The sequence below is a fragment of the Microbacterium sp. J1-1 genome, from assembly GCF_024498615.1.
GTDB lineage: Bacteria > Actinomycetota > Actinomycetes > Actinomycetales > Microbacteriaceae > Microbacterium > Microbacterium aurugineum.
The window spans coordinates 1355128-1375839 of sequence record NZ_CP089590.1 but is presented as its reverse complement, the minus strand read 5'-3'; the positions used below and the strand labels follow the sequence as shown (position 1 = coordinate 1375839).

The window sequence follows — 20712 nt, the reverse complement described above, 5'->3', positions numbered from 1 at the left end:
TCAGGGCGGAAGCCCCTCCTGACAGACGACGGGGCTTCCGGCGTCTGGATCAGCGTCAGCGTCAGGCCTCGGTGTGCGCAGTGCCGACGACGATGCGCGGCGTACCGGCCCAGCGCGTCGCATCTGTCGCTGCTCGTCCGTCGACGAGCAGCTTGATGCCCGTCAGCTGCGCAGGCGTGAGCTCCCTGTAGTCGGCGTGATCGGTCTGCAGGATCGCGAGGTCGACAACGCCGCCGATCGCGTACGGCTCGAAGCCGAGGCCGCGCAACTCATCGTCGGTGTACAGCGGGTCGTGCACGAGGACCTCGGCGCCGCGATCCTCGAGGGCCTTCACCGTCGGGAAGACGCCGGAGAACGCCGTCTCCTTGACGCCACCGCGATAGGCCGCGCCGAGCACGACCGCGCGCTGCCCACTCAGGTCGCCCAGGATGCTTTCTGCCTGCGCGACGAGCCGCTCCGGCATGGACGCGTTCAGCTGACGCGCCACACGGACGATGTCGGCATCGGGGTCCGTCGACAGGTACAGACGCGGGTAGACGGGGATGCAGTGGCCGCCGACGGCGATGCCGGGTCGGTGGATGTGGCTGTAGGGCTGCGAGTTGCAGGCTTCGATGACCTTGTAGACATCGATTCCGTGCGAGGCGGCGAAGAGCCCGAACTGATTCGCGAGGCCGATGTTCACGTCGCGATAGGTCGTCTCGGCGAGCTTGGCCATTTCGGAGGCTTCTGTCGTGCCGAGGTCCCAGACTCCGTTCGGGCGAGGAAGGTCGGGGCGCTCATCGAACTGCAGCACCGCCTCGTAGAACTCGCGTGCGCGACGGTTGCCCTCGTCCGAGAGCGCGCCGATGAGCTTCGGGTACTTGCGGAGGTCCGCGAACACACGACCGGTGAGCACCCGCTCGGGCGAGTATGCCAGGAAGAAGTCCTCACCCTCGACAAGCCCGGAGCCCTCCTCGAGCATCGGCTTCCAGCGGCTGCGGGTGGTCCCCACAGGGAGCGTCGTCTCATAGGAGACGAGGGTCCCAGGGGTCAGGTGCTCGGAGAGCGAGCGGGTCGCCGCATCCATGTACTTGAAGTCGGGTTCCCAGGTCTCGTCATTCACGAAAACGGGAGCGACGAGCACCACGGCATCCGCACCGGGGATCGCCTCGGCGTAGTCCGTCGTCGCGCGCAGACGACCGGACGGGATGAGCTCGGACAGACGCTCCTGGAGCTCGGCCTCCCCGGGGAAGGGCTCCTGTGCGGCGTTGATCGTGTCGACGGCCTTCTGGTTCACGTCGACGCCGATCACGTCGTGACCGGAAGAGGCGAACTGGACGGCGAGGGGAAGCCCGATCTTTCCGAGGGCGACGACGGCGATACGCATGGTCTTCATTCTACGGTGCGAGGACCACGTGAACGCCATCCACGCTCCCGGCGTCAGCACGTCCGGTCAATGCTCAGGCGAGTCTCAGGCAGAATCGAAAGGTGGATTCCCTCATTGGGCGCCGGATCGCGCTCGTCTCGCGCATCTTCGCGCCCGAACCCGGCGCTGCCTCTCTGCGTTTGCGAGCGCTCGCCCGCCGTCTGCACGACGGAGGAGCGAACGTCGCAGTCTTCACGAGCACGCCTCCACGGGGCACCCCGTCCGCCGACCCCCCCGAGCACTACTCCGTCTCCCGCGCGCCGGTGCTGCGCGATCGCGCCGGCTATGTCCGCGGGTATCTCCAGTATTTGAGCTTCGATGTGCCCGCACTCTTCCGGGTGCTCTTCGCGCGCCGATTCGACGCGCTCATCGTTGAACCCCCGCCGACCACAGGCGTCATGATGCGCGTCGCCGCTTGGGCGCGCCGCACGCCGTATCACTTCTACGCGGCCGACGTGTGGTCAGAGGCAGCCGCTGTCGCCGGCGCGCCTGCTTTCGTCGTTCGAGTGGTCCGCTCGTTCGAGCGTTTCGCCTATGTAGGTGCGCGCTCGGTGCTCGCTGTCTCGGAGTCCGTCGCTGAGCGCGTTCTAGCGGTGTGTGAAACCGCTACGGTCACCGTCGTCGGGAACGGTTTCGACACCGAGGTCTTCCACCCCGACGGCACCATGATCGTCTCCGAGCGACCGTACCTTCTTTACGCCGGCACGGCTTCCGAGGTTCATGGAGCGATCATCTTCATCCAGGCCCTGCCTCTCGTTCTCAGTGAGCTTCCGGATGCGCGAATCGTGTTCATCGGACAGGGTTCGGAGAGAGACGCGATCTCCGAGGCAGCCGAAGCGCTTGCACCGGGTGCCGTCGAATTCATGTCACGCATGAGTGCTGAAGAGACGGCGATGTGGATCCGCGGAGCCCGCGCTACCTTGGCGAGCATGCTCCCGCACGGCTACGACGCGTTCCCGACGAAGATGTACGCATCCGCTGGTTGCGGCGTCCCTGTGGTCTACGCGGGTGACAATGCTGACCAGGAGTTCTTCGATCAACCGGGATCCGGATGGACCGCGGACTACGAACCTGCAGCAGTAGCGAACGCGATGCTCGAGGCGCTTCGGCACGAGCGCGACGAGCAGGAAACCCGACAGCGGGCACAGTGGGCAGAGGCGAACTGGTCACTCAGGGCCGTGGCCGATCGCATCGTCGACCGGCTGAACCCCGAAGCGAAACCCCGCCCAAGCCAAGAAAGAGATGCCACAGAATGAGCAACGAGCGGCCACGCATCCTGTGCATATCCCTCTCCCCTCTGCGCAGCGACGCGCGCGTCCTCCGACAGATCTCGCTTCTGAGCGAGATCGGTGATGTCACCACGGTGGGCTTCGGCGCGGCTCCCGACAACGTGTTCGCGCATCACCAAGTTCCGGACGGCCTCTCAACCCTGCCTCAGACGCCGCTCGGAATCGTGCGCCTCGCATTACGAATGCACAGGTCGGCTGAGATCTCCGCGCCGGCTGTTCGTTGGACAGCGAACCGCGTCGGCGGGCAGACTTTCGACTTGGTCGTCGCGAACGAGGCACGAGCGCTGGGTGTGGCTCACCGCATAGCCGACGGAGCTCCTGTCTGGGCGGACATGCATGAATGGGCCCCCGAAGAACGCACGCATATTCTCAGTTGGCGCTTGCTCGTCGCCCCGTTCATGGTGCATCTATGCAGGACGTATCTGCCGCCGTCGGCGCTCGTGACCACCGTCGGAGACGGCATTGCCGCCCTCTACCGGCAGCAGTTCGATGTGCCCGCCTTGGTCATGCGCAATGCCGGCGGTTTCCGCGCCCTCAAGCCTTCGCCAGTGAGCGACGAACAGATAAGGCTCGTCCACAGCGGAGCAGCGATTCACGGGCGACGGCTCGAACTCATGATCGAGACGATGAAGCTGCTTGATGCGCGCTTTACTCTAGATCTCTATCTCATGCCCGGCGGCGACGGAGGAGCCTACCTACGCGAGCTCCGTGCGTCAGCCGCGCCGGACAGCCGGATCACCTTCCACCCGCCAGTCCCGCCGGATGACCTTCCCCAGGTCCTCAATGCGTACGACGTCGGGGTGTTCTGGATCCCCCCCACTCACACGAACGCACGCCTGACCTTGCCCAACAAGTTCTTCGATTTCGTACAGGCGCGTCTGATGGTGGCAGTCGGGCCGTCGTCGGAAATGGCCGAGTTGGTCACGCGCCACGACCTGGGTGTGATCAGCCATGACTTCACACCGGAATCGTGCGCACAATCGCTAACGTCACTCGACATGGAATCCGTAAGATCCGCAAAGGCCGCCTCGGATGCGGCAGCGCAGGAGCTCAGCTTCGAAAACGACGCGGCTCACATCCGCGCAGTCATCGAGGGCATCCTGGGTACGCCGTCCGGCGGCGAAATCCCCCAACAGGAGGAGAACGCGTGAAGATCGCTCTGAACCTCTATCGCGAGCTCCTGCAGGCGCTTCCCACGGACGCACGTCGTTTCCTCAACGTCTACGCCACACTCCTCGCGTCACTTGCCGTGTTCGACGCTGCTGCCTTGGCTCTGCTGGCCGTCGTGATCGGTCCACTTTCCGTCGGCAATGCGGTGACCCTTCCGCTCGTCGGCACTCTCGACAGCGCAGGTGTCGTCGTCGCGATTCTCGTCATCTGCGCGCTGATGATCACGAAAGGCGCTCTTTCCGCGCTCGTGATGCGCTGGGGATCGCAGCGCATCGCCAACTACGAGGTCGCTCTCGGGGATCGACTGTTCCGGGCCTACCTCGGCGCATCCTGGCAGGAACGTCTCACGAAGAACTCCACAGACATGCTCCGTTTCACCGACGGCGGTGTCGACGCCGCAGTGAACTCGTTCATTCGGCCCGGAGCAACACTGCTCGGCGAGGTAGTGAGCATGGTTGTGATGGTGGGCACCATAGCCATCGTGCAGCCGCTGATCGCTCTGGTGACTCTCGTCTATCTGCTCGCGCTGGCAGCCGTGCTCTATCTGTGGATCGCTCGCCACTCTCGCCGCGCCGGCGAGATCAACGTCGAATCAACGATCCGCACCTCCCGCCTCATCCTTGAGGTGATGTCTGCCCTGAAGGAGGTCACCCTCCGTCGAAAAGAGCCCGAGGTGGCCGAGGTCGTCGAGCGGAGCCGAACACGCAGCGCACGGGCACGGGCGAACATCTACTTCCTGGGTCAGGTGCCTCGCTACGTTTTGGAATCAGGAATCATCGGCGGCTTCATCGTCGTCGGCGGTGCCGGGTTCCTGATCGGCGGACAGGAGCAGGCGATTACCGCCGTGGCGCTCTTCGCCCTCGCAGGGTTCCGCATGGCACCCTCCGTGATCCGGTTTCAAGCGGCAATCTCGCAGATGCTGGCTGCTTCGATCTACCCCCGGCGTGTCATCGACGAGCTCACAGCTGCGGAGCACCACATCGCTTCGGTCAACGAACGACCGACCGTGCCTCTGCCCTCGCCGATCCACAGGATCAGCTTCCGTGACGTCACCTTCGGCTACGACGCGACTGCGGACCCCGCGGTCGAAGGTGTCTCGTTCGACATCGATATCGGAACATCGGTGGCGTTCGTCGGCTCTTCGGGCTCGGGGAAATCCACCCTGGTCGATCTCCTCCTCGGACTTCTCGAACCGCAGTCTGGACGCATCGAGATCGACGGGCTGGATGTGCAGCATGTCGCGAGGGCATGGCGAGATCACGTCGCATATGTACCGCAAGAAGTCGCACTCTTCGACGCGAGCCTTGCGCAGAATGTTGCTCTCACCTGGACGGATGACTACGACGAACAACGTGTCATCGAGGCACTACAGAGCGCCCACGTTTGGGACATCGTCGCGAGCCGCCGAGATGGAATCCGGGGATCTGTGGGAGAGCGGGGCATGGCATTGTCGGGTGGGCAGCGACAGCGCATCGGGATTGCCCGGGCGTTGTACTCCGATCCCCTCGTTCTCGTCATGGACGAGGCAACCAGTGCGCTCGACACGCAGACTGAGGCCGCAGTGAGCGATTCCATCCGCGCCATGACCGGCGAACGCACCATCGTCACCGTGGCGCATCGGTTGGCAACCGTTAAGCACGCCGATCAGATCTTCTTCATGAAGGGCGGCCGTCTTGTGCACTCGGGAACATTCGATGAAGTCGTCGCGGCCGTGCCAGATTTCGCGCGGCAAGCGGCGCTTGCAGGTCTTGCGCCCATGCCCGCTGAGGGAATCGGCGGCGCTCAGCCTTCAGGACCGCACGAAGTGTAATCTTGACGAAGAATTTCTGTCGCGCGCACGCGACGAAGAACCGTCCCCACGACGAACCTCGGCGTCACCGAGGGATCAAGGAGCAACAGGTTGGCAATCGTAAACGGAGAATCCGTCCAGACTCCTGACGAGTCTCGGCCGTATCAGCGGTGTGTGCGAACCATCATGGACACCACCGATCCGGAAATCTGGTTCGACGAGCAGGGCGTCTCCTCTCATGCGCTCCGCTTCGATGAAATGATGCGGGCTGACGTTGAGGCAGCGCAGAGCGGACAGCGAGTTGGCGAACTCGACGAGCTTGTTGCAGAGATCAAACGCGCCGGCCAAGGCAAGCCCTATGACTGTATCGTCGGCGTCTCCGGCGGGGTCGACAGCACCTTCCTCATTCTTCAGGCGGTCAAGCTCGGCCTCCGCCCTCTTGCCGTGCATTTCGACAGCGGCTGGAACTCAGAGCTCGCCGTCGACAACATCCACAACATCGTCTCCCGCCTCGATCTCGACCTCTACACCCACGTCGTCGACTGGCGGGAAATGAAGGACCTGCAGCTGTCCTTCTTCAAGGCGTCAGTGGCTAACTGCGATATCCCCACCGATCACGCCTTCGGCTGGGTCGCCTACCAGCAGGCCGTCAAATACGGAATCAAGTACATCCTCTCGGGCGCAAACCTCGCGAGCGAGTCGATCTTGCCTCAGTCCTGGGGGTACAACGCCTCCGATGCCAAGCACGTCAAAGGGATCCAGAAGCGGTTCGGCTCCGTCAAACTCAAGACCTATCCGCTGATGGGGCTCTTCAAGCGCCACATCTGGTACCCCTACTTCCGCGGTGTGAAGACCGTCAAGCCGCTCAACCTCATGCCTTATCGCTACAAAGATGCGAAGCGGGAGATCACCGAGGAACTCGGGTGGCGAGACTACGGAGGTAAGCATTACGAGTCTGTGTTCACGCGCTACTTCCAGGGTTACTACCTCCCCATGAAGTTCGGATTCGACAAGCGCATCGCTCATTACTCCTCGCTGATCCTGTCCGATCAGATGACTCGCGAGGAAGCGCTCGAACTCATGGAGACGGAGAACTACCCCGAGGGACTCCGGAAACAGGATCACGAGTTCATCGCCAAGAAGCTGGGCGTCAGCGTCGACGAACTCGAGCGCATCTATGCGCAGCCGCCGAAGGACTACAGCGAGTATCCGAACGCGAAGAAGCAATGGGAACTCGCAATGGCACTCGTTCGTGTTCCCATGAAGGTGCTCAGGGCGCTCGGGATTCGCAAATGACTGTTTCCCTCGTCGACTACGGTCTGGGAAATCTCGGGTCTGTCGCGAACATGCTCAAACGCGTCGGCGTCCAGAGTAGGCGTGTGACGACCCCGGAAGAGGTTCTCGACAGCGAGCGGGTACTTCTCCCGGGGGTCGGAGCGTTCGACGCCGGGGTCCGCCTCCTCAAGGAGAGCGGTCTCCATGAGGGACTGCAACAGTTCGCACGCACGGGGCGCCCGCTCTTGGGTATCTGCCTCGGGATGCAGTTGCTAGTCGACACGAGCGCCGAGGGAAGCGAACACGGCCTCGGCCTGATCCCCGGGCATTGCCAGCGCTTCGTTGAGAGCCCCCGGCTCCGCGTTCCCCACATGGGGTGGAATCACGCACGAGCTTTGCGCTCGGACTCCCTCCTCCACGGTGTCATGGAGGACAGCCGCTATTACTTCGTGCACAGCTACCATGTCGTCCCCTCGGCGACGGAAGATGCGCTCGCGGAGACTGAATACGGCAACATCTTCGTCTCGATGGTCCGCCGCGAAAATGTCATGGGCGCCCAGTTTCACCCCGAGAAGAGCCACACCTTCGGCATGACCATTCTGAGGAACTTCGCGAACATATGAGTGCATTCCCCCGTGTCATCCCCGTCCTCCTCGTCAGCGACGGCTATCTTGTGAAGCCGGTCAAGTTCCACGGCGACAAGTACATCGGGGATCCGATCAACGCCGTACGCATCTTCAACGAAAAGCAAGTCGACGAGCTTGTTATTTGTGACATCGACTCGTCCGTCAAAGGCGCAGGGGTGAACTACTCGCTCATCGAGGAGATCGCCAGCGAGGCCTTCATGCCCGTCGGTTACGGCGGCGGAGTGTCATCCGCCGCCGAAGCTCAGCGCATCACCGGTATCGGTATCGAGAAGGTGATCTTGAACTCTGCTGCTTTCAACAGACCCGAGGCAATCGGCGAGATCTCGGCTGCGCTCGGCTCTTCGAGCACGGTGGTGAGTGTCGATGCGAAGAAGCGCCTTACGGGGGGCTGGGATACGTACTCGCAACGGGGGAAGAAGAAGCTCGGGATGACGCCCGCGGAGGCCGCGCGCCTGGCCCAAGAGCACGGAGCAGGTGAGATCATCGTCTCTGCAATCGACCGGGAGTCGACGTTCTCTGGCTATGACCTCAAGCTCGTCACTGCCGTCTCAGAGGCAGTAACGGTGCCGGTGATCGCGCTTGGAGGCGCCTCCGGGTACGCAGACTTCGCGCCGGCTCTGGAAGCAGGTGCGTCCGCCGTTGCTGCAGGCAGCATGTTCGTCCTGAACGGCAAGCACCGCGCCGTGCTGATCACCTATCCGACGCCGGATCAGATACGCGCGTTGAAGTCCTGAGCGCGCCCGCCCCTTCCGTCGATCGAGGAGCTTCCTTGTGACCGTCCGTCGAAAAATTCTCGTCCTGACTTACACGCCCATCGCGAGGGAACCGCGAGCGCTCAAGCAAATTCGATTCCTCCGGCAGCATCATGACGTCACGACCGCTGGATTCGGGCCGGCTCCTTTCGATGATCTACCCCATATCGAACTGCACGATAGCCGACCGTATCGCGGAGGAGTGGTCGGGCGCGCCCTCTACCTGGCCCTGCTGCTTCTGCGTCTCTACCCGTTGGTCACGTCGCTCAGTCCTCGCGACGACGCGGCACGCTCGCGACTGGCAGGCACGCAATGGGACGCGATCATCGCACACGATCCACAGACAAGTGCCCTCGCGAACTCTCTGACGACGACGCACGGAGTGATCGCAGACCTGCACGAATACTCGCCTCGGCAGAATGAGCATTCGCGGCTCTGGCGTATCCTCATCGCTCCCTACGTGCGGTGGCTGTGTCGCACGTACGTGGCCAAATCTGCCGCGATCGTGACCGTTGGGCAGGGCATCGCCGACGAGTACTACCGAAACTTCGGCATCGTGTCCACGGTCGTGATCAACGCGACGCCTTTCCACGACCTGAAGCCCGGTGCAGTCAAGCAACCGATCAAGCTCGTCCATTCAGGCGTCCCCGGCGTCCAGCGCAAACTCGAGATCATGATCGACGCCGTCCTACAGACTCAGGCAGACGTCACCCTGGACTTCTTCCTTGTCGACGATGGTTCTGCCTACTTGCAGTCCCTGAAGGAACGCGCTGGCGGTGATGAGCGGATCCGGTTCAACGACGCGGTTCCGTATGCCCAGCTCGTGCCCACGCTCAATCGCTACGACATCGGTCTGAGCATCTTCGCTCCGACCACCTTCAATCTTGCCTGGTGCCTCCCCAACAAGTTCTTCGACTTCATCCAGGCCCGCCTGGGAGTCATCGTCGGACCGTCGCCAGAGATGAAACGCATCGTCACGAGGAACGGTATCGGCCGGGTAATGCCCGACTTCGAGGCGTCTTCTCTCGCTGCTCTTCTGAGCGAGATCACGGTCGACGACGTGGAATCCTGGAAGAACGCCTCTTCCGCGCGCGCCGTCGAGCTTTCGAGCGAGAAGCAGTCGGAGATTTGGGGCGACATCATGGAATCGGTGTTCGGAGACGACGAGCAGACGCGATGACCCCCTCAACGGGCCTGCCCTACAGCCGATCGGTTCGCCTACTTCTCGACGTCGAGGATTCCGAGCCCTCGGAGCTCCTGGAACCGCTCCCCGGGACAGCGTTACCGCTCTGGCCTCGGGTGCGCATGTTCTTTGCGGGCGCCCTCGCCGCCGTGGAACTCGGCGAAACCGGGGTGCCCCAACGGCAATCTCGGGCGAAGACCTATCGCAGACTCGCACGGTCGTTCCTCCCTTCCAGGCATGACGCAGCGTGGCTTCGGGGGCGCTCCCCCGTTGTCATGGTCGCGAGCGGCGTCACGACCTCCCGGGAGCGCGGGTACGAACGCAACTGGCTCGTCGGCGATCTCGCGGAAGCCCTCGGCCCGGAGGCAACGCTGCTCCAGTGGAGCCCGCCGCACCCCGGAATCAAGCCAGCCTTCCCGCGCACGCGCAGCCTGGACGCGATCAACGCACGCACGGATCTACGTACGTATCGAAAAGACCTGTCCACGGAGAGGGCAACAGCGATCGATGTCCTCGTGCACCGCTATGCGGCGCTCTTCTCTGGTGCGATCTCCGCTGAGCAAGAGCGGACGATCGCAGCGTCGGTTCGCTACCAGGAACGGCGAGCACCTCTCCTGCAGGACGCATTTCTCACGGTCATCGATCGTCTCGACCCCCACACCGTTGTTCTGGAGGACGCGTCCTACGGTCACCGCGGCGGACTCATCCAGGCGATGAAAAAAGATGGCCGACATGTCGCAGAACCTCAGCACGGGTGGATCGGCCCTTCCCACGCTGCCTACAACTATGGCAGCATCTTCCGCCATGAGGGCCTGCATTCGCAGATCCCGGACGAGCTGCTTCTCTTCGGCGAGTACTGGGGCCGCAGTATCCGGCATCCTGCAACGCTGACGACTATCGGCAAACCGCATCTGCAACGGGCGATGGCGTCGGCACCACCGGTCGCAGACCGCGAGAACATCGCCTTGATCGCCAGCAGCATCACTGACCCCGATGCAACGACGAGTCTCATATTGGCCCTACGCAAGAAATTGCCGGACTGGCGGCTACGCTTCCGTCCGCACCCCTCCGAGCGCGCGACTCTCGCCGAGCGCTATCCCTCTCTGATCGACGTCGTCGGGGTGGAGATCGACCCCCACGACGACCTCTACGAGTCGCTCGCCGACTGCCGCGCGGTGGTCGGCGTAGCCAGCACCGTCCTCTTCGAAGCGGCCAGCTTCGGTTGCGACGTCCTGGTCCGTCGCAGCCCTTTCACCGAGTACTACGTGGGCGAGATGTTCGGACCCGCCTACGATGATGTTCGAGACGTCGAGGCCATGGCAGCTCGTCTGCGCGCGGGTAACACGCCCGTCGATGTGGAATCGTTCTGGGCGTCAAACAGTCTCGATCTGGTCCGACGTTGGGCCCTATCGACAGGAACGGCAGAATAGAGTTCCCCAGTGCGCTCAGGCCGCTTCACTCGACTACCGCGGATGGACGATGCAACAGCCCGTCGGCGGCCATCCTTTCAGCAATCTGCACCACTTTGGCCCCCTCGTCGAGCGTCACGATACCTTTCGCCGCCCCGTTGATCACCGAATCGCGAAAAGCCTCGTGTTCGGCGAGTAGCGGTTCACGGCGCTCGAGCGCGAAACGGGTGACATCACCTTCGACGACACCACGGAACGTCGAGACCTGCTCCCATTCGCTGCGGATCGTCCCGTTCTTGAAATACGTCAGGTCAGCCGTCAGCGTGTCTGCGACGAGCGAGCCCTTCTCGCCCGTGATCACGGTCGTGCGTTCTTTGAAGGGCGTCAACCAGTTCACCGTGTGCGACGTGATCGTTCCCGAAGAAAGCGTCCCCACCGCCAGCACCATGTCCTCATGCGGACGACCACTGCGGAACGTGGTGCGTGCATTGACAGACACGTACTGCTGTTGTGTCACCCACGCCGTCAGGTCGATGTCATGAGTCGCCAAGTCCTTGATCACCCCGACATCGGCGATGCGCCCGGGGAACGGACCTTGACGCCGCGTAGTCACCTGATAGATGTCGCCCAGAAGGCCGGCCTCGATCCGCTGACGCGCGGCCTGCAACGCAGGATTGTATCGTTCGATGTGGCCGACACCGCCGATCAGCCCCTTCGAGTCGAAGAGATCCCGCAAGGCGCGAGCATCCTCGCTCGTGGAAGCCACCGGCTTCTCGATCAACGCGTGAATGCCGCTCTCCGCCAAACGCGTACCCATCTCGAGATGGTAGACAGTCGGAGCGGCGACGACCACGTATGAGAGGTCTTGGGCGAGGAACTCGTCGAGGTCGCGGAACACGGGGCGGTCGTGAACGAAATCCGGTGTGGATTCCGCCGGGTCAAAGACACCAACGAACTCGACTCCCGCGAGCGCGGCAAGAATTCGCGCATGATTGCGCCCCATCACTCCCAGCCCCATCACGCCCGCGCGCAGAGCCATCAGGCGCCCGCCTTCGCGACGGCGTTCACCGCGGCGACGATGCGCTCGAGGTCGTCACCACTCAGCGAGGGGTGCACCGGCAGCGATGCGACCTCGCGCGCGGCACGCTCCGTCTCCGGGAGGTCGAGTCCCGGCGCGAAGTGTGTCAGCGAGGGCAAGCGGTGGTTCGGGATCGGGTAATAGACCCCGGCGCCCACGTTGTACTCGCTCTTGAGCGCAGCGACGAAGCCGTCGCGGTCCTCGGGGACGCGGATCGTGTACTGGTGGTACACGTGCACCGCTCCATCGGCGACCGGCGGGACGACGACGCCCTCCAGGTTCGCGTCGAGGAACGCGGCGTTGGACTGCCGGGTCTTCGTCCAGGCGTCGACCTTGGTCAGCTGCACGCGGCCGATCGCGGCGTGGATGTCGGTCATGCGTGCGTTGAAGCCGATGATCTCGTTCTCGTACTGGCGCTCCATGCCCTGGTTGCGCAGGAGCTTGACCTGGCGCGCGAGCTCGTCCGTCGCGGTCGTCACCATGCCCCCCTCGCCGCTGGTCATGTTCTTCGTCGGGTAAAGGCTGAACATCGCGAACTCACCGAAGGAGCCGACCGGGCGCCCGTCGAGGGACGCCCCGTGCGCCTGCGCCGCGTCCTCATAGAGAGCGACGCCGCGTTCCGCCGCCAACGCCTCGAGCTCACGCATCCGCGCGGGGTGCCCGTATAGGTGCACCGGGAGGATCCCCTTCGTCTTCGGGGTGATCGCGGCTGCGACCGCCGCAGGGTCGAGAGTGAACGTCTCCGGTTCGATATCGACGAACACCGGCGTTCCGCCCGTGAGCGCGACCGAGTTGCCGGTCGCGGCGAAGGTGAACGAGGGCACGATGACCTCGTCGCCCGGTCCGACCCCGGCTGCCAGGAGGCCGAGGTGGAGGCCCGCCGTGCCCGAATTCACCGCGACGGACGGTCGACCGGGCACGAAATGCGCCGAGAACTCCTGCTCGAAGGCGGCGACCTCCGGCCCCTGCGCGACCATGCCGCTGCGCAGCACGCGGTCGACGGCCTCGCGCTCCTCGTCGCCGATGAGGGGCTTTGCCGGGGGAATGAACTCGCTCACACGATCTCCTTGGTCAGTGTTCCGTCAGTCTCGATGTAGCGCGCGCCCGTCGAAGGGCACACCCAGGTGTTCTCGTCATCGCCGGCGACGAGCGGTACACCCGACTCCCCCACCCAGCCGATGCGCTTGGCGGGGACGCCCGCGACGAGGGCGAATGCGGGGACGTCCTTGACGACGACGGCGCCGGCAGCGACCGTCGCCCAGGCGCCGATGGTCACCGGCGCCACGCAGGTGGCCCTCGCACCGATGGCCGCTCCACGCTCGATCGTCACGCCAACGGGCTCCCAGTCGTGCGCGCTCTTGATCGTGCCGTCCTGATTGATCGCCCGAGGGTACGTATCGTTGGTGAGCACGACGGCGGGGCCGATGAAGACACCGTCGCCCAAGCGGGCCGGCTCATACACGAGCGCGTAATTCTGCACCTTGCAGTTGTCGCCCATGACGACGCCCGTCCCGATGTACGCGCCTCGACCGATGATGCAATTCTCGCCGAGCCGAGCCTGCTCGCGCACCTGGGCGAGATGCCAGATGGACGAGCCGTCTCCCACACTCGCGTCCGGGGACACATCGGCGGAATCGACAATCCGGACGGGAGTAGGGTGGGTCACTTCGCACGCTTCCTGCGCCACCGTGACATGGCAGTCGCACTCTCTAGTCTATCGGCTGCGGGTGCGACACCTGGTGAATGGCCGAAAGGACGCACCCGCCCTGTCAGAATGGTTGCATGAGCGAAACACCGATCGGCTCCGAAGCCGACAGCACCGCATGGATCGTGATACCGCTCTACAACGAAGCGAGCGTCATCGGAGACGTCATCACGAGCCTCCTGCCACATTTCCCCCACGTGGTCTGCGTCGATGATGGGTCGACCGACGGCTCTGCCGAGGTCGCAGCGCGAAAGGGCGCACATCTTGTGAAGCACCCCGTCAATCTCGGACAGGGGGCCGCGCTCCAGACCGGGATCGAGTACGCTCTGGCCCACGGTTCCTGCGAGTACATCGTCACATTCGATGCGGACGGTCAGCATCGGATCGAAGACGCGATCGAAATGCTCGAGTTCGCCCGGACTGAAGACGTCGCCATCGTGTTCGGATCGCGATTCCTCGACGATCGGACGAACCCGGGTTGGATCAAGAAAGTCGTGTTGAAGACAGCCATCCGCGTCACGAACCTCACGACCGGCATGAAGTTGACCGACGCGCACAACGGGCTCCGTGTGATCAGGCGCGACGCCGCCGCAAAGATCGACCTCAAGCAAGACAGAATGGCGCACGCCACGGAGATCGTCCTCGAACTCGGGCGCACGGGCCTCCCGTGGCGTGAGCACCCGGTCGAACTCCTGTATACCGACTATTCCAAGAGCAAAGGGCAGAGCGTGCTCAACTCCGTCAACATCCTCGTCGATCTGGTGGTGCGCTGAGCATGTGGATCCAGTTCCTCCTCATCGCCGCGATCATCGTTCTCGGACTGATCGTGATGCGTCGAACAGGTGCCGACAGTCACCTCGCTATCCGCCGCCTACTCATGATGCTGTTCATCCTCGCGGCGATACTTTCCGTGCTGTTCCCTCAGTGGCTCACATGGATCGCTACGCTCATCGGTGTCGGACGAGGCACAGACTTACTTCTCTACGCCCTTGTCCTGATGTTCCTCACCTTCGTCTACACGCAGTATCGAAGGAACCTGCAGCTACAACGACAGCTGACGTTGCTGGCACGGAAGATCGCTTTGCTCGACGCGGAAGAAGACGAGGACCGCACTACCCGCAGCCAGTGACCTCATAGAGAACGGCGTCGCCAACGCGATCGACCTCGCTGAGCAAGGGCGAATCGGCAAGGTGGTGCAGACCATCGAACGTGGTCCAGTGATTCTCAAACAGCTGGCGATCCCCGAAGTCGAGCACGAAGGTCACTCCAAGCCGCCCGGCCGCATCACACACGACCTCGCCTCCTTCAGAGAAGCTGCGTGCCAGCAGCTCAGCGTCGGCTCCATAGCGGCCGGTGACGTGAGGGAAGACCACACGGTGCCCGGTGTACGCGAAGAGGAGTCCGGCCCCGGTCAAGGGGTCGCCGAGCACGATGTCTTCACTGTTCAGCCGCCCGGCGATCTTCTCGAACAGGGCCGCTTCATCAGACGAAAGACCCTGCGAGTCCGGAGTGAACGCGAAACTCGAATTCCTCATGTAGGAGAGGTCATTGACGGCCGCAGGAATGTGGGTCGCAGCGCCGAGCACCAAGAGCCCTGAGATCGCGCCTGCGAGAAGGCGGGATCCATTACGCCAGCGGTCACCCACCCAGGAGACGACCACCGCGGCTCCGAGTCCGGCCAACGGGATGCCCCACATCGCGAGAAGCGCTCCCACCCGGGTCGTGTCGTCATACCAGACGCCGACGGCAAGGCTTCGGAGCGACAGCACAGGGAACCACGCCGAAGCGAGATAAAAGGCGATGCTCACACCATACGAGTACAGGATCCACCACTGACGATCCTTCACAACCCGCCAGATGCCGATCGCGGCGAGAGGACCGAGAAGGAGACCCGCAGTGCGCCCGACCGGGCTCAGGAACGCCACCTCACCGAATGCCTGGCTCATGGTTTCGTTCGGCAGCCATTCATGAGTCGTCACATTCGCGGCGAGCCAGACCGCGATCAGCAGTCCGCCGCCGAGCAACAGCGATGCGACAAGCACCACACGACGCGTCGTGCCGCCCGTCGGCCAGAGCCGAAGCGCTCTCCACACCACGAACGGCACGCTGAGGGCCACGCCCGCGAGAAGAGATGACGGATGGGCAGCAGCGACCGCTGCGGCGGTTGCCGCTGCGGTGAGGATCCACAGGGCCTTCCCTGCTCTTCCGTCGCCGGGCTCGAAGCATCGCACGATGAAGGAAAGAAGAAGAGGGAGAAGCAGGTTGCCTAGGAGGTTCGGATACAGCACGCCCCAGGTCAGGAAGCCGAGCGGAAAGACACTGAAGCCGAAAGCGACCAACGGCGCCCACACCGCCGCCGACGGGCGTGCAGGGAAGAGGACAGATGCCAGACAAGCCATCGCGAGCGGCCAGATCACGGCGATCACCGCCACCGTCACAGTGTTCGTCGCGGTGACCACGCCTCCTGAGACAGGCACGACCAGGGCGACGAGCGCATGCCACAGCGTGGGATACGTGCCCGTCGCGGCGCCAGGCGTCACCATCGTCATGTGGAGGGGCGACGCGTCACCGGTCTGGGTGATGAACTCGACCGCGTTCAGATGGAACAGTCCGTCGTAGAGCTGGCTAGGGTGCGTCGGATCGGCAATACCGAGCGCCACGACCACGACCCAGCCGGTGAATGCGGCACCGAGCGCGCCCCAGACAGCAGGTGTCCGCGAACCACCGAGCCCAGGAACGCCCCGCCCTGTCCAGCGCAGCCACGACGCGATAGCAGTGACGATCGATGCGACGATGGCTACGGGCAGCGGAGACCATGCGAGGCCGACGACGGGCGCGATCACGGTTGCCGTGGCAACGATCCCGAGCGAAAGCGCGACGGCGGCTCCCACCCGCAGCAATGGGCTAGCCCTCAGGCACATCGCGGCTGGCAGGCCAGGCAACACGATGACCGCTATGGCGACGAGGAGCGCGGGAACTTGCCCGGCCCACGACAGCATCAGGCGTCCACCAGGGCGATCGCACCCTCGACGTCACCGTCGTAAACGACTTCACCTCGGTTGATCACAATGCCTCTGGTGCAGAGTTCCCGAACCATCTCCATGTCGTGACTCACGATCACGAGCGTCTTGCCCTGAGCAATCAACTCCTCGAACTTCAGACGACACTTCTCTCGGAACGGAGCATCGCCGACAGAAAGGATCTCGTCCACCAACAGCACGTCGAGTTCTACGTGAATGGCGACGGAGAAGGCCAGACGCATGAACATACCCGACGAATAGTGCTTGACTTCCTGATCGATGAACTGTTCGATCTCGCTGAACGCCACGATCTCGTCATAGCGCCCCTCGATCTCATGCTTCTTCATTCCGAGGATCGCGGCGTTGAGGAAGACGTTCTCCCGGCCGGACAATTCCGGGTGGAAACCCGCACCGACCTCGATGAGTCCAGCCACGCGCCCCCGAGTCAACACCTGCCCTTCATCAGGTTCCATCACGCCGGAGATCAGCTTGAGCAGCGTCGACTTCCCCGAGCCGTTGAACCCGAGGATGGCGACTGACTGCCCCTCGCCGATACTGATGTCCACGCCCTTGAGCGCTTCGAACTGGCTCGTGAGCTTGCGCCGCTTGAACCAAGATACGACGGTGTCCTTGAGCGAAAAAGCGTGATTGAGCGTGAAGTGCTTCTTCACGCCGTCGATGATGATGCTGGGACGAAGTGTCTGCGTCGTGCTCATAGATCCTGGGCGAACTTTCCCTCGAGGCGGCGGAAGACGAACTGGCCGATCAACAGTGTCCCGATCGCGATGATGAACGTCCAAAGCGTGTTCAACGCAAGGCCGGGCGGGAGAGCATCCATGGGAAGTCCGGCGTAGCCGGGGGCTGAGGTCATCGCCTCCGTCGCAGGACGCCAGAACGCGAAATGGAAGAGCTCGACGCCTTGCGTGAGCGGATTTAGTAGGTAGACCTCGACGAGCCACTGCGGCCAACCCAGGGTCTTCACGACGGCGTCCTGAACCATGACCCACGAATACAAGACCGGCGATGCCCATGTCGCAAGCAACAAGAACAACTCGACGATGTTCTCAGCGTCCCGAAACCGCACGTTCGCAGCACCGAAGAGCAGGCCCAGGCCGAGCGCGAACACCATCACGATGATCATCGCGGCCACGATCGCGAGCACCGCGAGAACGGACACGTGCGCGAACCAGCCCAGGAGAGCGCACACGATGAGGAGAAGCCCTACTTGCGGGAGGAAGTGCACGAAGGCCACGATCACGGCGGATACGGCAAAAAGCTGCCGAGGGAGGAACACCTTGCGTACAAGAGGCGCGTTGCCCACGATCGAAGTCGTCGCGTTCTTGAATGCCTCGGAGAAGAGGTTGATGACTACGATTCCGGAGAAGAGGTAGACAGCGTAGTTCGGGATGCCTTTGTCGAGGTTCATGAAGAGCCCGAGAACGATCCAGAAGACGAGGAACTGCGCTGCAGGTCGCACGTACGACCAGGTCCATCCCAACACGGAGTTGCGATAGCGCGTGGTCACGCCTGTTCGCACCAGAAGGCTCAGAAGATAGCGCCAGCGCACGACATCGATCAGCCCGCGGCTTTTTCCCGGGGTATCGAACTCGGAACGCGGGACGGCGGCAAAAAGATCTCGGGTTTCAGTCACTGGCCCACTCATTCGGACGCGACGGCGGGTGCCGTCGCAAGCCCGAGTAGTCTATCCCCTGGCCCGACGAGGCAACTGAACGACGCAGAGATCACCCTTGATCGGACTCGCGCCGAACCAGCTCCGGGTTCTCCTCGAGCAGCGCAAGCACCTCCGCCTGGCCGAACGCCGGCTGCTGATCGTAGAGACGCTTGTAGATTCCACGAGCAAACTCCAGATCTGCCGGATAGTCCACGGTCCACCGAAGATCTGATCGATCCTGCGGCTGCGTGACGGAGTGCAGTGCGAAGACGTCAGGACGCCGATAAATGCCTAGAGTGACATGTTCGCGTTCGTCCGGCGCCTTCGAGATCCGATCCGCTTCCCGGAGAGCGGCTGCACGGATCACCTCGACGTCGAGCCCCCTGGGATACGAACGCTCCAGCGTGTTCGCCGTGTAGTCGGCCCCGCTTCGCTCATGCGCGTCGATCACATCGTCGATCACCGAAGGATCGCAGAGTGCGTTGTCTCCGGTGAGGCGCACGATCGCCTCGGAATCGTCCTCACCGGAGATCACTTGGATGAATCGGGTGAGCACGTCGTCGAGCGGTCCACGGTGCACCCGATACCCCGCGTCTACGACAACTTCCGCAAGCAGATCGTCACTCCGATCCGTGGACGTTGCAAGAACGATCGCATCGATACGCTGGGATCGGGCGATGCGCTCAAGAGCACGAAGGATCAGCGGAACCCCGAGAATGGGTGATAGGACCTTGCCAGGAAGCCGTGCAGAGCTTGTTCGGGCCTGGAGGATCGCGAGCACCATGTCCCTAGTGTATTCGGGACGACGGTTAGGATGATCACCGTGATCATCATCCGCGCCGTAACGCCCGGGGACGCTGGTCTCCTCCTGTCCTGGCGGAATGATCCCGAGACGCGTGTCGCCTCATTGAGTTCCGCGAGCGTCGACTGGGAGACCCACGTCGCCTGGCTGACACGTACACTCAGCGATCCTCTCCGCACGCTGTACATCGGCGAGCTGGGTGGGACAGCGATCGGAACGGTTCGCTTCGATCAGGACGAGGCGGGCGCCGCCGAGGTCAGCATCACGGTTGCACCGGCCCAACGAGGAAGACGGCTGTCTTTGCCACTTCTTCGGGCGGGGATGGCCACCTACGCAGCTGCGCACCCCTCGACGAAGAGCGTCATGGCGCGGGTCAGGGAAGAGAACACCGCGAGTCGATCTCTGTTCGCTGCGGGCGGGTTCACGGAGATGGACCGGTCAGCGGATGGCGTTATCAGGATGACATCGGCTCCAGCAACGCCCACGGAACTCAGCGGAGAAGGTCCCAACTGACCGGAGTTCCCTTTGCCGCCGGCCTGGCGAAAGTTCGCTCCAGCACGCGCGGCAGGTCCGAAGGTGGCAGGCCGCCCGCAGGCCTCACGCTGCGAACGTTGTGGGTAGTCACGGCATCACCTGCCTCTACATCTGCAGCGACGTAAAGCGACGGGCGGAGCCGGAGAGACTCGGACTCCGCGCCCGTAGCCCACACGTTTGCACTACCAAGCGCGCGCACAGCCGCATCGCAGCCCTCGACCAGCAGTCGAAGCTCCTCCGGTTCCAGAGAGAATGCCGAATCCACTCCCCCGTCCGCGCGACGCAGGGTGACGTGCTTCTCGATCACTGTGGCCCCCAGCGCGACAGCCGCGATCGACACCCCGACGCCCATCGTGTGATCGGAAAGACCGACGTCGACGCCGAACATCTCCTTCATCACCGGAATCCGCCGCAGGTTGGCGTCGTCCGGCTCCGCAGGATACGAGCTCGTGCACGCCAAGAGCGTCAGATTTTCACATCCGCCCCGCCGGGCGGCCTCCACCGCTTGCGCCACCTCAGCGATCGAGGCGGTCCCCACGGAGAGGATCACGGGCTTGCCGGTCGACGCGACCTGCTCGATCAGCGGCAGATCGACGATCTCCAGCGAGGCGATCTTATACATCGGTACGTCGAGGCTCTCCAGGAACTCGACGGCCGATTCATCGAACGGCGTGCTGAAGGCCAGCATCCCGAGCTCCTGCGCCAGAGCGAAGATCGGGGCGTGCCATTCCCAGGGTGTGTGCGCCTCCTCATAGAGGGAGTGGAGCGTTCGCGCGCCCCAGAGGGAATGGTCGTCGCTGACACGAAACGCTGGCGTGTCGACATCTAGGGTTATCGTGTCCGCCGTATAAGTCTGGATCTTTATGGCGTGCGCACCGGCCTTCGCCGCTGACCTGACGATCTCCAGCGCTCGCTCGAGTGATCCGTTGTGGTTACCCGAAATCTCGGCGATGATCAGGGGGCGCTGTTTCGTATCGTTCAC

Annotated in this window: 20 protein-coding genes; 11 read left to right on the top strand and 9 right to left on the bottom strand. The window is 63.3% G+C overall.

Annotated elements, in window-relative coordinates; all coding sequences use genetic code 11:
• Positions 1-61 precede the first annotated feature (61 nt).
• Positions 62-1366 (bottom strand): nucleotide sugar dehydrogenase, encoded by a 1305-nt coding sequence (locus LRQ07_RS06480; RefSeq protein WP_256536182.1) that lies wholly within the window; start codon positions 1364-1366, stop codon positions 62-64.
• 101 nt (positions 1367-1467) lie between these two features.
• Here LRQ07_RS06480 and LRQ07_RS06475 point away from each other — a divergent pair, with 101 nt between their 5' ends.
• The 8 genes from LRQ07_RS06475 (at position 1468) to LRQ07_RS06440 (ending at position 10940) form a co-directional block, all read left to right on the top strand.
• Complete coding sequence (locus LRQ07_RS06475) at positions 1468-2661, top strand: glycosyltransferase (RefSeq protein ID WP_256536181.1); 1194 nt, start codon at positions 1468-1470, stop codon at positions 2659-2661.
• Positions 2658-3845, top strand: a complete 1188-nt coding sequence (locus LRQ07_RS06470; protein ID WP_256536180.1) for a hypothetical protein — start codon at positions 2658-2660, stop codon at positions 3843-3845. The genes LRQ07_RS06475 and LRQ07_RS06470 overlap by 4 nt, the downstream gene beginning before the upstream one ends.
• Positions 3842-5674, top strand: coding sequence for an ABC transporter ATP-binding protein (locus LRQ07_RS06465; protein WP_256536179.1), 1833 nt, complete (start codon positions 3842-3844; stop codon positions 5672-5674). Before LRQ07_RS06470 ends, LRQ07_RS06465 begins: the two co-directional genes overlap by 4 nt.
• 153 nt (positions 5675-5827) lie before the next feature.
• Positions 5828-6949, top strand: a complete 1122-nt coding sequence (locus tag LRQ07_RS06460; RefSeq protein ID WP_256536178.1) for an N-acetyl sugar amidotransferase — start codon at positions 5828-5830, stop codon at positions 6947-6949.
• On the top strand, positions 6946-7551 hold the full coding sequence (hisH, locus tag LRQ07_RS06455) for an imidazole glycerol phosphate synthase subunit HisH (protein ID WP_256536177.1): 606 nt from the start codon (positions 6946-6948) through the stop codon (positions 7549-7551). The genes LRQ07_RS06460 and hisH overlap by 4 nt, the downstream gene beginning before the upstream one ends.
• A complete protein-coding gene (locus LRQ07_RS06450) occupies positions 7548-8309 on the top strand; it encodes an AglZ/HisF2 family acetamidino modification protein (protein WP_131491957.1) in 762 nt (253 codons plus the stop codon). The genes hisH and LRQ07_RS06450 overlap by 4 nt, the downstream gene beginning before the upstream one ends.
• Positions 8310-8346: 37 nt before the next feature.
• Positions 8347-9507, top strand: a complete 1161-nt coding sequence (locus LRQ07_RS06445) for a glycosyltransferase family 1 protein (RefSeq protein WP_256536176.1) — start codon at positions 8347-8349, stop codon at positions 9505-9507.
• 278 nt (positions 9508-9785) lie between these two features.
• Positions 9786-10940 carry a hypothetical protein gene (locus LRQ07_RS06440; RefSeq protein WP_256536175.1) on the top strand — a complete coding sequence of 385 codons (1155 nt, stop codon included), beginning with the start codon at positions 9786-9788 and terminating at the stop codon, positions 10938-10940.
• 25 nt (positions 10941-10965) lie between these two features.
• Here LRQ07_RS06440 and LRQ07_RS06435 read toward each other — a convergent pair whose 3' ends face one another.
• The 3 genes from LRQ07_RS06435 to LRQ07_RS06425 are packed head-to-tail and all read right to left on the bottom strand — an operon-like array spanning position 10966 to position 13663.
• Positions 10966-11958, bottom strand: a complete 993-nt coding sequence (locus LRQ07_RS06435) for a Gfo/Idh/MocA family protein (RefSeq protein WP_256536174.1) — start codon at positions 11956-11958, stop codon at positions 10966-10968.
• Positions 11958-13055 (bottom strand): DegT/DnrJ/EryC1/StrS family aminotransferase, encoded by a 1098-nt coding sequence (locus tag LRQ07_RS06430; protein ID WP_256536173.1) that lies wholly within the window; start codon positions 13053-13055, stop codon positions 11958-11960. Before LRQ07_RS06430 ends, LRQ07_RS06435 begins: the two co-directional genes overlap by 1 nt.
• The gene (locus tag LRQ07_RS06425; protein WP_256536172.1) at positions 13052-13663 is read right to left on the bottom strand and encodes an acyltransferase; all 612 of its coding nucleotides are present in this window, start codon (positions 13661-13663) and stop codon (positions 13052-13054) included. The genes LRQ07_RS06430 and LRQ07_RS06425 overlap by 4 nt, the downstream gene beginning before the upstream one ends.
• A gap of 116 nt (positions 13664-13779) precedes the next feature.
• Here LRQ07_RS06425 and LRQ07_RS06420 point away from each other — a divergent pair, with 116 nt between their 5' ends.
• Positions 13780-14475 carry a glycosyltransferase family 2 protein gene (locus tag LRQ07_RS06420; RefSeq protein WP_256536171.1) on the top strand — a complete coding sequence of 232 codons (696 nt, stop codon included), beginning with the start codon at positions 13780-13782 and terminating at the stop codon, positions 14473-14475.
• A 2-nt stretch (positions 14476-14477) separates the two neighbouring features.
• Positions 14478-14831 (top strand): DUF2304 domain-containing protein, encoded by a 354-nt coding sequence (locus LRQ07_RS06415; RefSeq protein WP_131491950.1) that lies wholly within the window; start codon positions 14478-14480, stop codon positions 14829-14831.
• Here LRQ07_RS06415 and LRQ07_RS06410 read toward each other — a convergent pair.
• The 4 genes from LRQ07_RS06410 to LRQ07_RS06395 all read right to left on the bottom strand — a co-directional run bounded on the left by LRQ07_RS06410 (position 14815) and on the right by LRQ07_RS06395 (position 19178).
• Positions 14815-16602: a DUF6541 family protein gene (locus LRQ07_RS06410; RefSeq protein WP_256536170.1), complete on the bottom strand. Its 1788-nt coding sequence runs from the start codon at positions 16600-16602 to the stop codon at positions 14815-14817. The two genes, LRQ07_RS06415 and LRQ07_RS06410, sit on opposite strands and share 17 nt — an antisense overlap.
• Positions 16603-16700: 98 nt before the next feature.
• Positions 16701-17438, bottom strand: a complete 738-nt coding sequence (locus tag LRQ07_RS06405) for an ABC transporter ATP-binding protein (protein WP_131491948.1) — start codon at positions 17436-17438, stop codon at positions 16701-16703.
• Complete coding sequence (locus LRQ07_RS06400) at positions 17435-18373, bottom strand: ABC transporter permease (RefSeq protein ID WP_256536169.1); 939 nt, start codon at positions 18371-18373, stop codon at positions 17435-17437. Before LRQ07_RS06400 ends, LRQ07_RS06405 begins: the two co-directional genes overlap by 4 nt.
• Before the next feature lie 91 nt (positions 18374-18464).
• Positions 18465-19178, bottom strand: a complete 714-nt coding sequence (locus tag LRQ07_RS06395) for a cytidylyltransferase domain-containing protein (protein WP_256536168.1) — start codon at positions 19176-19178, stop codon at positions 18465-18467.
• 39 nt (positions 19179-19217) lie between these two features.
• On the opposite strand from LRQ07_RS06395, the gene LRQ07_RS06390 reads away from it, so the two are divergent.
• Entirely contained in the window at positions 19218-19709 is a 492-nt protein-coding gene (locus LRQ07_RS06390; RefSeq protein WP_256536167.1) for a GNAT family N-acetyltransferase, read from the top strand.
• Here the strand turns inward: LRQ07_RS06390 and pseI are convergent.
• The gene (gene pseI / locus LRQ07_RS06385; RefSeq protein ID WP_256536166.1) at positions 19687-20712 is read right to left on the bottom strand and encodes a pseudaminic acid synthase; all 1026 of its coding nucleotides are present in this window, start codon (positions 20710-20712) and stop codon (positions 19687-19689) included. The two genes, LRQ07_RS06390 and pseI, sit on opposite strands and share 23 nt — an antisense overlap.

Excerpts from the sequence above, each read along its gene's own strand:
- LRQ07_RS06480 (WP_256536182.1), bottom strand. The coding sequence starts at position 1,366 with ATGCGTATCGCCGTCGTCGCCCTCGGAAAGATCGGGCTTCCCCTCGCC.
- LRQ07_RS06470 (WP_256536180.1), top strand. The coding sequence starts at position 2,658 with ATGAGCAACGAGCGGCCACGCATCCTGTGCATATCCCTCTCCCCTCTG.
- hisH (WP_256536177.1), top strand. The coding sequence starts at position 6,946 with ATGACTGTTTCCCTCGTCGACTACGGTCTGGGAAATCTCGGGTCTGTC.
- LRQ07_RS06450 (WP_131491957.1), top strand. The coding sequence starts at position 7,548 with ATGAGTGCATTCCCCCGTGTCATCCCCGTCCTCCTCGTCAGCGACGGC.
- LRQ07_RS06440 (WP_256536175.1), top strand. The coding sequence starts at position 9,786 with ATGGTCGCGAGCGGCGTCACGACCTCCCGGGAGCGCGGGTACGAACGC.
- LRQ07_RS06435 (WP_256536174.1), bottom strand. The coding sequence starts at position 11,958 with ATGGCTCTGCGCGCGGGCGTGATGGGGCTGGGAGTGATGGGGCGCAAT.
- LRQ07_RS06420 (WP_256536171.1), top strand. The coding sequence starts at position 13,780 with ATGAGCGAAACACCGATCGGCTCCGAAGCCGACAGCACCGCATGGATC.
- LRQ07_RS06415 (WP_131491950.1), top strand. The coding sequence starts at position 14,478 with ATGTGGATCCAGTTCCTCCTCATCGCCGCGATCATCGTTCTCGGACTG.
- LRQ07_RS06405 (WP_131491948.1), bottom strand. The coding sequence starts at position 17,438 with ATGAGCACGACGCAGACACTTCGTCCCAGCATCATCATCGACGGCGTG.
- LRQ07_RS06395 (WP_256536168.1), bottom strand. The coding sequence starts at position 19,178 with ATGGTGCTCGCGATCCTCCAGGCCCGAACAAGCTCTGCACGGCTTCCT.